The organism is Asprobacillus argus, from assembly GCF_032248395.1.
Lineage (GTDB): Bacteria > Bacteroidota > Bacteroidia > Flavobacteriales > Flavobacteriaceae > Polaribacter > Polaribacter argus.
The window spans coordinates 372466-385271 of the sequence record NZ_JAVTTO010000004.1 but is presented as its reverse complement, the minus strand read 5'-3'; the positions used below and the strand labels follow the sequence as shown (position 1 = coordinate 385271).

The 12806-nt window shown below is 35.9% G+C and carries 14 protein-coding genes; 3 read left to right on the top strand and 11 right to left on the bottom strand.

What is annotated here, in order from left to right:
* The first annotated feature begins 39 nt into the window (after positions 1-39).
* Positions 40-1152 (top strand): hypothetical protein, encoded by a 1113-nt coding sequence (locus tag RQM59_RS12065; RefSeq protein ID WP_349242371.1) that lies wholly within the window; start codon positions 40-42, stop codon positions 1150-1152.
* Positions 1153-1207: 55 nt separating this feature from the next.
* Here RQM59_RS12065 and rimO read toward each other — a convergent pair whose 3' ends face one another.
* Both rimO and RQM59_RS12055 read right to left on the bottom strand, forming a co-directional pair.
* Entirely contained in the window at positions 1208-2521 is a 1314-nt protein-coding gene (gene rimO, locus RQM59_RS12060; protein ID WP_349242370.1) for a 30S ribosomal protein S12 methylthiotransferase RimO, read from the bottom strand.
* A gap of 42 nt (positions 2522-2563) precedes the next feature.
* Positions 2564-4207 (bottom strand): amidase family protein, encoded by a 1644-nt coding sequence (locus RQM59_RS12055; RefSeq protein WP_349242369.1) that lies wholly within the window; start codon positions 4205-4207, stop codon positions 2564-2566.
* 70 nt (positions 4208-4277) lie between these two features.
* Here RQM59_RS12055 and RQM59_RS12050 point away from each other — a divergent pair, with 70 nt between their 5' ends.
* Positions 4278-5582 (top strand): M48 family metalloprotease, encoded by a 1305-nt coding sequence (locus RQM59_RS12050; protein ID WP_349242368.1) that lies wholly within the window; start codon positions 4278-4280, stop codon positions 5580-5582.
* Here the strand turns inward: RQM59_RS12050 and RQM59_RS12045 are convergent, their stop codons facing one another.
* A complete protein-coding gene (locus RQM59_RS12045) occupies positions 5583-7058 on the bottom strand; it encodes a DUF6770 family protein (protein ID WP_349242367.1) in 1476 nt (491 codons plus the stop codon). It lies immediately after the preceding gene.
* A gap of 115 nt (positions 7059-7173) precedes the next feature.
* Here RQM59_RS12045 and RQM59_RS12040 point away from each other — a divergent pair, with 115 nt between their 5' ends.
* Positions 7174-8274: a serine hydrolase domain-containing protein gene (locus RQM59_RS12040; RefSeq protein ID WP_349242366.1), complete on the top strand. Its 1101-nt coding sequence runs from the start codon at positions 7174-7176 to the stop codon at positions 8272-8274.
* 3 nt (positions 8275-8277) lie between these two features.
* On the opposite strand, the gene RQM59_RS12035 is transcribed toward RQM59_RS12040, so the two are convergent.
* The 8 genes from RQM59_RS12035 to RQM59_RS12000 all read right to left on the bottom strand — a co-directional run bounded on the left by RQM59_RS12035 (position 8278) and on the right by RQM59_RS12000 (position 12731).
* Positions 8278-8727 carry an SRPBCC family protein gene (locus tag RQM59_RS12035; RefSeq protein WP_349242365.1) on the bottom strand — a complete coding sequence of 150 codons (450 nt, stop codon included), beginning with the start codon at positions 8725-8727 and terminating at the stop codon, positions 8278-8280.
* A gap of 4 nt (positions 8728-8731) precedes the next feature.
* Positions 8732-9688 (bottom strand): signal recognition particle-docking protein FtsY, encoded by a 957-nt coding sequence (ftsY, locus tag RQM59_RS12030; protein ID WP_349242364.1) that lies wholly within the window; start codon positions 9686-9688, stop codon positions 8732-8734.
* A 114-nt stretch (positions 9689-9802) separates the two neighbouring features.
* Entirely contained in the window at positions 9803-9955 is a 153-nt protein-coding gene (locus RQM59_RS12025; RefSeq protein ID WP_349242363.1) for a DUF4295 domain-containing protein, read from the bottom strand.
* A gap of 15 nt (positions 9956-9970) precedes the next feature.
* Positions 9971-10153, bottom strand: a complete 183-nt coding sequence (gene rpmG / locus RQM59_RS12020; protein ID WP_062059694.1) for a 50S ribosomal protein L33 — start codon at positions 10151-10153, stop codon at positions 9971-9973.
* A gap of 27 nt (positions 10154-10180) precedes the next feature.
* Positions 10181-10420 carry a 50S ribosomal protein L28 gene (gene rpmB, locus RQM59_RS12015; protein ID WP_349242362.1) on the bottom strand — a complete coding sequence of 80 codons (240 nt, stop codon included), beginning with the start codon at positions 10418-10420 and terminating at the stop codon, positions 10181-10183.
* Positions 10421-10497: 77 nt separating this feature from the next.
* The gene (locus RQM59_RS12010; protein ID WP_349242361.1) at positions 10498-11748 is read right to left on the bottom strand and encodes a competence/damage-inducible protein A; all 1251 of its coding nucleotides are present in this window, start codon (positions 11746-11748) and stop codon (positions 10498-10500) included.
* A 3-nt stretch (positions 11749-11751) separates the two neighbouring features.
* Positions 11752-12099, bottom strand: coding sequence for a hypothetical protein (locus tag RQM59_RS12005; RefSeq protein ID WP_349242360.1), 348 nt, complete (start codon positions 12097-12099; stop codon positions 11752-11754).
* A 23-nt stretch (positions 12100-12122) separates the two neighbouring features.
* Positions 12123-12731, bottom strand: coding sequence for a fumarylacetoacetate hydrolase family protein (locus RQM59_RS12000; protein WP_349242359.1), 609 nt, complete (start codon positions 12729-12731; stop codon positions 12123-12125).
* Positions 12732-12806 lie beyond the last annotated feature (75 nt).

The window sequence follows — 12806 nt, the reverse complement described above, 5'->3', positions numbered from 1 at the left end:
CGATGAATTGATGCCTATTAACTTTTAAAAATTAACATCATGAAAAAATTATTTGTGAGTGCTTTAGCACTATCCTCATTGTTTATCTCTTGTGAAAAGGAATCACTAATTCCTGAAACGGAGCCTAGTATAATTGCTCCTGGTAACTTAACTCAACGTGGTTCTGGATCCAACTCTTTTGGAGTGTCTGAAGAATATCCGTACGAAATCTATGATCCGGGAGAGGGTGAAGCTTACTTATTGTTGGAAGAAGGTTTAGCAAATCTGTTTTCCGAAGAAGCATCCGATGGCAATACTGATATTGCTAGAGGAATTTGGTATTTCGAATCTGGAATCAATTATGCTCATATAACCGAACAGGACCCTGAAAACCCCTATTTAAAAGACTACGACGAAACCTATTCAAAGGAACGTTCTATAACTTTAGATCTAGTAGAAGGAAGATTGCAAAACTCAGATATTAAGGCAGAAATTATCAGAACCTATAACGACGTTTCAAATGAGATCAATGCTGAAACTATGCTTCAATTAGTAGATGTGCAATTCCATAGCATTGACGCTAATAAAATATCCTTAAGCCTGATTGAAAGATACTATGTGAATGCTGTTTTTTCAAGCGCTTCTCCATGGTCTCCTCCTACTGTAGACCCAGCTAGCAAAGATAAATATGCCGGGCTATTTAAAGAGAAATGCGGAAGTACTATGAATGGTAGTGGTTCTTGGAAAGATGCCCAGCGAAGAGTAAAAAGAGCATTGCCACATCCTGCTTATGTAAACAGATCAAAGTTCAATTCAAACGTATTTAGTTTTAATTCGTTTGGTTTGCCTCATGCTGCAGGTAATACAAGGCATTTAGACGGAACTTATCTTCCTGGTCATCCGAATGCATTATTTATTGCACACAGAACGAATACCTTAAGTCCTTCCGTGTGTCTACTGATTTCAGAACAAAATGCATACGCACAAGCTATGGTTAATCAATTACATGCTGTGCTTGGGAAAAGAAATCATTGGGATGGTGTTGCATGGTTTAGAGTAGATAAATCTACTCCATTCAATCAGTATGTTAATTGGGGATACTACGCTGATCTTGCCACTTGGCCTACTATGCCAAACAATCATAATATTACCCTTCCTTGGGTAACAAAATAAATAGGGGAACTATTTTGAGATTATTGCGGTTGCTCTTTTGGAGCAATCGCTTTTATTAATTTACAGGCGTTCCATATAGATCAAAATCGCCAGCTTCGTAGATCTTTACATCCACAAATTCTCCTATTTTGATATAGTGTTCTCTTGCATCTACTAAGACATCATTATCCACATCTGGTGAATCAAACTCCGTACGTCCGTAGAAATAGTTTCCTTCTTTTCTATCGAACAAACATTTAAAGGTCTTCCCAATTTTCTCTTGGTTGATCTCCCATGAGATTTGAGATTGGATCTCCATGATCTCATTGACTCTTTTAAACTTCACATCGTCCGGTACATCATCTTCTAACACATAGGCCCCTGTATTTTCTTCATGAGAATATTCAAAAGCTCCTAAGCGCTCAAAACGCATTTCTTCTACCCAGTCCTTTAATTCTTGGAATTGTTCTTCCGTTTCACCAGGGTACCCCACAATTAATGTTGTTCTAATCGCCATATCAGGAACGGCTTCTCTAAATTTATGGATCAACGCAGTGGTCTTTTCATGTGTGGTTCCGCGCTTCATGGATTTTAAGATCTCCGTGTTGATATGCTGTAGTGGAATATCTAAATAATTACAAACCTTTGGCTCATTCTTCATTACTTCTAAGACATCCATCGGGAATCCAGAAGGGAATGCGTAGTGCATACGAATCCACTCGATTCCTTCAACCTTTGCCAGTGCTTGCAACAATTCTGCTAAAGCTCTTTTTTTATAGATATCTAAACCATAATAGGTCAAATCCTGCGCGATCAACATCACTTCTTTGATTCCTTTTTCGGCAAGTTTTTCAGCCTCAATAACAATTTCTTCAATAGGTGTTGATTTATGCTTACCTCTCATCAATGGAATAGCACAGAAAGAACAAGGTCTATCGCAACCTTCGGCAATCTTTAAATAGGCATAATGCTTTGGTGTAGTGGTCAATCTTTCTCCGATCAATTCGTGCTTGTAATCGGCTTCTAATACTTTTAAAAGGTTTGGAAGATCGTGGGTTCCGAAATATTGATCTACGTCTGTAATCTCTTTTTCTAAGTCGGGTTTATAACGTTCACTTAAACATCCTGTTACAAATACTTTATCTACACTTCCGGCTTCCTTTTTCTCTACATAATGCAAAATAGTATCTACCGATTCTTCCTTTGCCTTACCGATAAATCCACAGGTATTGATCACTACTATATTTCCTTCATCATTTTCATCTTCATGAACAACTTCTTTTCCATTCGCTTTCAACTGTCCCATCAAGACTTCAGAATCATAGATATTCTTAGAACATCCTAATGTCACTACATTGATCTTATTTTGCTTTACCGACTTCGTTCTCATATTCTTTCTTTAGGGCGACAAAAATAAGGCTTCTCTACAGAATTACTCATAATTCCCTGGTAATTTTCTGTGTTTGGTTAGATTTTCAAATGCAGCTCCCAAAACATAGAGCTCTCCTTCTTTTTTAGGCATTACAATAAAAGTTAAACTAATAGGTTCTCCCGACTTCTTATACCCCATCGGTACTGTAAGGTTTGGATACTCTGCAACTGCTGAATATCCTGCATGATAATTATTAATTGATAAGATCGCATCCAAATTCTCTGAATCTAATGGTTTGAAATAGGTACGGGCATTATCCATTAATGTTTTTTTAATGGTTTGTAGCTGCTCAAGTGTTGTAGTATCCGCTACAATACCTTCAAACAACTGTTGTCCATACGGAGCTCTTAGCAGTGAATCTTTTTCATTAAAGTTAATAACGTCCTCAACTGATGTAATCGTTACGTTTTTGTCTGTATGGTTCTTTAGATATTCAGGAAGGTCATGTTTCATATCAATATTCAACAAGGTAAGAAAACCAGGTAACCCAATTTGAACTGGTGCTAACTCAACGATATCTCCTCCTGCTTTCTTAATAATCTCTACATTGGCTTTATACACAGAATCCTGCAGTAACGATGGGAATACACCAAAGCGTTTTCCGACAATCGTTTCTGTAAAGTCGGTATTTGGTTCACCATCTACTTTATACGATTTTTTATCGTTAGCATCATATCCGACCATGGCTTCTAAAAGGATCATATTATCAATAATACTTTTAGTCATGGGTCCTGGCGTATCCAGTGTACTTGAAATAGGTACGATTCCTGTTCTACTTAACAAACCAATCGTAGGTTTCAATCCAACTACCGAATTTTGACTGGATGGTGATGTAATGGACCCGGCTGTTTCCGTACCAATCGCAGCTACCGCATAATTAGCCGCCACGGCAGTTCCGCTCGAAGCACTAGAACCTCCAGTTTCAAATTTCCCTCTTCCATATGGGTTTAAAGATTGTCCGCCTATGGCGCTATATCCCAATGGACATCCCGAGCAGAAAAAGTATGCCCATTCACTTAGGTTGACCTTTCCTAATATGAGTGCTCCATTCTCTTTTAATCGCTTCACAATAAAAGCATCATCAGTAGTTACATTCTCCCGTAATGCCAATGCTCCTGCTGTCGTAGGCATTCCCGCTGTATTGATATTATCCTTTAACAAAATTGGCATTCCATATATACTAATATCAGTATTTGAATGGTCTTTTCTATTCTTATCTCTTTTTCTAGCTTGCTTTAAAACATTGGGATTTAATGCGATAATGGCGTTTAAAGATGTTGTGCTATCACTTTCATACTTTCGAATTCTATACAGATAAAAAAGCGTCAATTTCTCATACGTTAGTTTCCCATCGTTTACATGCTTTTGTAGTGTTGGAATATTCTGCTCTATGATCAACGGTTTCAAAGCATCATAATCTGCCTCAGAAAAATATGCAAGATCATTCTCAAAAGGCTTAAAAACAGTATTCATATCCAACGCTTTGGGCTGAAACAATTTAAATTGCATGCGTGATCTTTCATGCTCTTGCTGCTTTTTAAGCAGCGCTGTTTCGTCATATTTTTTAAAAACTACAGGAGCTTCTTTTTTCTTACAGGATAGTAATAGCGAAGCAGATACGATAAAAAAAAGTATTCTTTTCATGGAATAAGGTTTATTCTCAAAGATACCATTTTACAGATAAACTGTATATTCGCATCAAAACGTAAAGCGCATGTTGAAGAACCTTATTTTCATCTTTCTTTTTTGTATTTCATTTGTTGGTTATACACAACAGTATCCTTCTTTAGACACACTTAATTTTGAATTAAGAGAAACCCTGATTAAAGACTATGAAGCGGCGAATAAGCTTCAGTACAAAAGATTAAAAAAATCTCATAAAGGGAAGCTACGAAAGGAAGTACTTAATATCTATAAACGCTCTAATGAAGAGTTTTTAAAAAATATTAGAAAGAAACGATTCATTTTTGACACCCGTTTCACCACATATATAGATAGTGTATTACAGGTGCTAAAAGAAGCAAATCCCAGTTTGCGGAATACTAACTTTAAAGTGTATGTCTCTAAACACACTTCCATCAATGCGATGAGTATTGGAAATGATCATTTTATTATGCACTTAGGGCTCTTTAAATACCTTGAAAATGAAGGGCAATTTGTGAGTGTTTTGACACATGAAATTGCACATGGTGAGCTAAATCATGTGGAGCAAAGTATTCTTCATCAGGCTGTACTAGGTTCATCTAAAGTAAGAAGGTTGCAAGCTCGTGAAATTAAAAAGCAAAAGTACAATCAGTATGACAAGTCCTTTACCATTCTAAAAAACATCATGTATGATGATAGCAAGAAAAGACGACGACGAGAAATGTTAGCAGACTCTATTGGTTTTGAACTTTATAGGAATACCAACTTTGACAAGATCAGCTTTATCAATTCATTAAAATTGATGGAAAACTATGATAGTCTTCCAACAATATCATTAGATTCTACAGTATATAAACAATTCTTCGATCTACCGGAGCAAGCCTTTAAAAAAGAGTGGTTAAACATGGAAGAATTTTCCAATTATGACTATTCGAAATACAAAGAAAAAATAAACAAAGATTCTATCAAATCACACCCTGAAGCTAGGCAACGAATCGAAAAGTTAGCTAAGGACTTTGCTGAGCTGCAAGATGATCGAAAAGCTATACCCAAGGAAGGATCTACATTTAGAAGATTACAAAAAATAGCAAGACAAGAAGACATCGCTACGCTATATTATTTAGAGAAATACGGATTGAGTGTTCAGTTGATCTTACACAAACTGACCAAGAATCCTGACGATGCCTATCTTAAGAAATGGTTAGGCCAAAATTTTTTAGCGCTGTACGAAGCAAAGAAAAAATATCAGCTAAATCGTCATGTAGATCGTATCGTTCCTAAGGATCAGACCAAAGGCTATCAACAGTTCTTAAACTTTATTTGGAATCTCCGATTAAATGAACTAAAGGCTATTGGAGAATACTATTCAAAATAATTAATAGTTCAATCGTTCTAGTCGGATCTCATCGTAATCACTGTCCTTATTAAATTCTCTTAATAAGATAAAACCTTCTTTAGCTATATAAGGCGAAATAAAATGTTCTTTAGATGACATCGGTATTTGTTCATGTGTCATCTTCCCTTTGATCAATGTAACAATCCCTAGTACCCAATTCTTCTTTTTGGTAGTAGCGTCTTTCTTGTAATCGTTATAAAAGAATACGACACCATCGCCTCCTTTTATTTTTTGAGAATACAAATAATCAGAATAGGACCATTTAGAAAGATCTTTTTCTATAGTTTTTAAATCTATTAAATTGAAATCTTTATCGAAGTTCAAGATCACAAAATCAGTAGTTTTGACTTTAGTTGCTCCAAATAGAATATTATACCCTTCCTTTCTTTTTTCAGTAAGCACAGAGATAGTTCCATCCTTAAAAACAAAGTAATTTTTGGCATATAATCGATATCCTTTTTTCGTCTTCCCTTTTTTGTTCATTGGCAAAAAGGCACTGGCTTGATGCCATCTAAAATACTTTTTAGAGAGCTCTTTTCCGTTTTTATCCAATTCTATTCGGAACAATCCGGATGCTTTTTTTACCTCATACCCTGTTCTCTTATAAGGACTTACTTTTCCAATAATCACAAACCGATCCTCTAGTGCTCTAATGTTATAGATATGGTTCCATTCAGAATTGGCGTTTTCAATATCATAGGTAAAATTAAGCTTTCCTGTACGTGGGTTTAAACTATGGATGGTAAAAGTGTTAGCACTCGTTTTATTATCCGTGGTAAACAAGAAGTGCTCCTTATCAATAATATTAAAGAACTTTTTAATACGTTCTTTATAGGGATTAAATTGGTACTCCCAGACCTGCTCGTTATTTATATTAAATCCTTTCAACGATTGTGGCAGGTTGTTGTTCTTTTGTAATTTAAAATTCTCCACTAAAGCATAGCCACCACCTATAGATATCGGAAACTCGTAGGTTTTAATCTTTTTTAGCGTTTTCAGCATTTTCTTTTCGGGCCTGTTTCCTTCTATAAATTCCCCATTATCATAATAGAACGGTTTCGAAATTTCGTTTTTTGAAATATCGATGGTCCTGTTGGTAACAAACTTGACGTAAGGAGAATATGCTTGTGCATAATACTTGGTAATGATAAGGTGATCTCCGCTCTTCTCTGGAGATAAAAATCGCGATCCCAGTCGTTTGTATTTTCGATCTACAAACTCACCGTTCGCTACTTTATTCAAATTCTTATCCAACAGTACGTATTCAAATTTTTCATTATTCTTATCAACATCCTCCAGTTTTACGATCATGAAGTAGCCGTAGATCTTTTTATCCAATTCCATGATCGGACTAAATATTTGAATTTGACCTGAGGCCAGTTCAGCTAAATTTGATATTTGAGCAACAGAAATAGTAGAAAGTAATAAGAAAACATAGCAAATAACCTTTTTCATATATAATGTAATTTAATGTGGTACGCAAGTATATAACATTTGAGTATGAATATAAAAAAATTGATCATTTTTTTGAGAACATTAAACTTTCAAATATCTTGTCAGTCTTAAGAATATGAAAAGATCAACTAGATTCCTTTTTTATGCTTTTCTTGTCTGTCTTTATTCGGCATGTAGCAATGATGCGGACGATACTATGGATCCTGTTGATCCTATTATTAGTGAAGAGCTATATTTCCCTCCTAACGGATCATCAGAATGGACGTCTACTTCAATAGTAGCTCTAGGATGGAACGCTACCGCATTTAATGATCTTAGAAGCTTTTTAAGTACTTCAAACACACAAGCGTTTATCGTTTTGGTTAATGGTAAAATTGTCATTGAAGAATATTTTAATGGGGCTACCAGTACTACTATAATTCCCTGGTTCTCTGCTAGTAAAACATTGACAGCGTTTACCACTGGTATGGCGCAGCAAGATGGTATTTTAAGTATTAACGATAGGTCTAGCGATTATTTAGGTACAGGATGGACGAATATGCCTATTGATAAAGAAAACGATATTACAATAAAACATCAATTAACCATGAGCGCTGGTGGAGATCACACTGTGGGAGATACCAATTGTACGGATCCGGCATGTTTGAACTATTTAGCGGATGCTGGAACGGCATGGTACTATTACAATGCTTTTTATACCATGATACAGCCTGTTTTAGACAATGCGATTTCGGGAGGTTTTTCCAATTATTTTAATACTCGGTTAAAAAATATGATTGGTATGACCGGGCTTTGGTATCAGACGCCAAACTACAATAAGTACTATGTTGGAAACGCAAGATCTATGGCTCGTTTTGGATTATTGAACCTAAATAAAGGAAATTGGAATGGTACGCAACTATTGAATGAATCGTTCTTTAACGAAATGACGAATACTTCTCAAGATCTCAATAAATCCTACGGGTATTTGTATTGGTTAAATGGTAAGGAAAGTTATAGAGTTCCTGGGTCTACCGATCAGTTTTCAGGGAAATTGATTCCGAATGCTCCTGATGATCTTTTTGCGGGTCTTGGTGCCAACGATAAAAAGATGTACATCGTTCCAAGTTTAAAAATGGTTGTTATTCGATTGGGAGGAGATGCGGGTACTTCCTTACTAGGTCCATCTAGCTATGATAATGCGCTATGGGGAAAGATTACAGCTATGATCAACTAAATACTATTCTCTATCCTCAAAAGGAATCACAATTCCCTTTTCCACATAATTCTTAAGGCCATTGAGCAAAATAGCCCAACAATAAGAAGATTGTTTAAACTCAGTATTACATTGCGGCCAATTCGTATGGCTAAACTTTACAGAAACTCCGCCATCCATCTCTTCCAATTCAAAACCAAACGTGGTCGGACTCCAATCTGCATCAGATTCGGTCATCTTAATAAAAAATGAGGTACTCGGTTCACATGTAGAAACGTGCCCAAACCAATTATAGGTATCTGTAAAATTGAAATTATATCGATTCCCAACCGCTGGTATTCCAGAAGATTGTAACGGCCACCAATTATTCAAATGCTCTGGAAGACTCACAGCATCAAACACTTCTTTGGCAGTCGCATGGATCACAAAATTGTGATAAATAGCAAATCCTGTATTTGAACCTGTTTTCTCCATATTATTATTGATTAAAGAACGAGTCTACAAACTCATGCTTATTAAATACCTGCAGATCATCAATTCCTTCTCCTACACCAATATATTTTACCGGAATCTGAAACTGGTCAGAAATACCGATAACCACTCCTCCTTTAGCCGTTCCGTCTAACTTTGTAACTGCTAAGGATGTTACCTCTGTTGCTTTCGTAAACTGCTTTGCCTGCTCAAATGCATTTTGTCCTGTAGAACCATCCAATACTAATAACACATCGTGTGGAGCATCTGCCACTACTTTTTGCATCACACGCTTGATCTTGGTCAGCTCATTCATTAAGTTTACTTTGTTGTGTAAACGTCCTGCGGTATCAATAATAACCACATCGGCTTCTTGAGTCACTGCTGATGTTAATGTATCAAAAGCTACAGAAGCTGGGTCTGATCCCATTTCCTGACGTACAATAGGCACACCCGTTCTATCTGCCCAAACCTGCAATTGGTCAATTGCTGCAGCCCTAAACGTATCTGCTGCACCTAACACGACCTTCAATCCTTGTTTTTTAAATTGTGATGCTAGCTTACCAATAGTGGTTGTTTTACCAACACCATTTACACCGACCACCATCAACACATATGGTTTTTTATCGGCAGGAACAGTAAACTCTGTCTCTTCTCCAACATTCGTTTCAGATAACAGTCCGGCAATCTCATCCCGCAAAATCTGATTGAGTTCTTCCGTTCCTAAATATTTATCTCTGGCAACGCGTTCCTCTATTCTGTCAATAATTTTTAAGGTAGTATCTACACCTACATCAGAAGAAACTAAGACTTCTTCTAAATTATCTAATACATCGTCATCTACCTTTGCTTTTCCAGCAACTGCCTTTGATAATTTAGTAAAGAAACTTGATTTTGATTTTTCTAACCCTTTATCTAAGGTCTCTTTTTTTTCCTTTGAAAATATTTTCTTAAAAAAACTCATATACTACATATTTACAGATTCATATCTGTGGACTGCCAAAATTACGGAAATTAACTGCATAAAAAAAGCTACTTTCTAAGTTAGAAAGTAGCTTTAAATATTGTTTGTAAGTAATTACTTTTTAGCTAAAAAGTCATTTACTTGTTTAGGATCCATAATCGCTTCAACAAATGTATAAGCTCCTGTCTTTGGAGACTTTACCATTTTGATCGCTTTACTTAATCTTTTAGAACCTGTCTGTAATGATGCTACTGATTTCTTTGCCATGACCTAAACTCTTTATTATTTAATTTCTTTGTGAACTGTCATTTTCTTCAAAATAGGATTGAATTTTTTGATTTCAATTCTATCTGGAGTATTCTTCTTATTCTTGGTAGTAATATATCTAGAAGTTCCTGGTTTACCAGAAGCTTTGTGCTCTGTACACTCTAAAATTACTTGAACTCTGTTTCCTTTTTTTGCCATCTTGCTAAAATTTTATCTAGAGAAAAATTATTTAGTTAAATAACCTTTAGCTCTTGCTTCTTTAATAACTGCAGAAATTCCTTTCTTGTTAATATTCTTTAAAGCAGCTGCAGATACTTTTAAAGTAATCCACTTATTCTCTTCTGGAATATAAAAACGCTTCGTCATAAGATTAGCGTTAAACTTTCTTTTAGTTCTATTCAAAGCGTGAGAAACATTGTTTCCTACCATCGCTTTTTTACCTGTTAATTCACAAACTCTAGACATCTTCTTTATCGTTTTAAATCGTTATCTCTAAACGAGGTGCAAATGTATGACATTTTTGAATTTCTACAAAAACAATTTTAGTTATTTTTTAGAATTTCTTCTTGCAGAATTTCCAAGGATTTATTTACAGTCCTATTTATCACTTTATGTCTTGGTTGCCCAAAATTAAATTCTTGTACTTTCACACCCGATTTGGTTGCCAAGCCGATGAATACTACTCCTACAGATTTATCATTATTATCCGTCGTTGGGCCCGCATTTCCGGTTACAGATATGGCATAGTCTGCATTCGTCTTTTCTCTAGCATTTACAGCCATCTGCGCGGCTACTGGTTCACTTACTACTGAGTTCTTTTCGATTACTGCTGTATCAACCCCTAACAGGTCTTCTTTCATTTGTGCAGTGTACGTAACAAATCCGCCTTTAAAATACGCCGAAGCACCTGGTACAGAGACTAACGTCGAAGCTATTTGCCCTCCCGTTAAACTTTCTGCCGTACAAAGTGTCTTTCCCTTATTCGCTAACAGTTTACCCACAGCTTTTTCTATAGTTTCTTCATCTCCTAGTCCCGTAATAATTTCAGGAATCAACAATTGCAAGGCTGCTATTCTCTCAGCCAGGGCATCTTCCATCAGTTGTTTATTGGTTCCTTTTGCAGACAATCGTAATCGAACTTTTCCGAAGGAAGGCAAATAAGCCAATTTGATAAAATCTGGCAACTCATTTTCCCAGGTTTCAATGCGTTCTGCAATGACACTTTCACCTTGACCATAAGTTATGATAGTTTTATGCATGATATGAGGTAACTGAAACTGTTCTTGAATTCTAGGAAGCACTTCATACTCCATCAATCCTTTCATCTCATAAGGTACGCCAGGCATAGAAACAAATACGGTACTGTCTTCATAGAACCACATCCCCGGAGCAGTACCAAAACGATTCGGAAGCAGGGTAGCTTTTGAAGGTAGTATTGCCTGGTACTTTTGGACATCATTCACAGGATGATTCACACGTTTAAACAAACGTTTAATATTTTCATATACTTCAGGGTAGTCCGTCCAGGCCTCATCCTTAAAATATTTGGCAATGGTCTTTTTAGTGATATCATCTTTGGTAGGACCTAAACCTCCTGTTATAATCACAATATCCGCTCTACCCTGAGCTTCTTGTAATGCATTTAAAATATGCTGCTCTTCATCTTGAATAGAGGTTATTTGATAGACAGAAACCCCTATTTTATTTAACTCTGTTCCAATAAACTGGGAGTTGGTATCTACTATTTGCCCGATCAAAATTTCATCTCCAATCGTTATTATTTCTGCGTTCATATATTATTCTTCTATAGAATCTTTAGTTCCAATTTCGTGAATACGGTCTTTCTCTTTCATTCTTTTTGCTCTTTCCCAATTTCTCTTAAATATATTATATAAGAGTGCACAGCTTAACAACCCAAAACCTACGAGTATCAATCCTGAAAGAAAGGTATCTACAGATTCATCGCTTGCCTCAGGATCCATTACAAAATAAATGGCACCATATATAAAAGCAGCTATAAAAGTTCCTATATAGTATGTAGCAACACCAATAATGGCGTAAATCCACTTGTTTCTTTTATACTCTCCAGCAAGTATAAAGAACTTTTGTGCAATTAAAATGATTACTAAAATTCCTAGAATCATTGATCTTTCTTTATTAACCTCTTCTACTTCACTCGAATCTGAAAAGCTTTCTTGTCTTCAATCATACCTATGAGGACATCATCTGCTTGTACCTTCCCTACTCCTGCAGGTGTTCCCGTAAAAATAAGATCTCCTTTCTTTAAAGTAAAGTATTGAGATACATAGGCTATCAGCTCATCAATCTTCCACAACATGGCATTCGTATTTCCATCCTGCACAACCTCATCATTCTTTAGTAGTTGGAATTTTAAGTTCTCCAGATCAAATGATGATTTCGGATAAAATTCCCCTACAATGGCACTACCATCAAATGCTTTTGCTTTTTCCCATGGCAAGCCTTTCTCTTTACAAGCAGTTTGTACATCTCGCGCTGTGAAGTCAATTCCCAAACCTACTTCGTCATAATATTTATGCGCAAACTTTGGCGCAATGTGTTTTCCTACCTTATTGATCTTTACCAATACCTCTACCTCATAATGCACGTCATTCGAAAAAGGTGGAATAAAAAAAGGATTCTTTTTGGGTAAGATGGCCGAATCTGGTTTTAAAAACACTACCGGATTATCTGGTCTTTCGTTTGCTAACTCCTCAATGTGTTTGGCATAATTACGCCCTATGCAAATTATTTTCATCTATTACAATTCAACTATTAAACAGGTCTCGACTTACTTTGTAAGCTAACTTCATTCATAATACATTCTGAATTT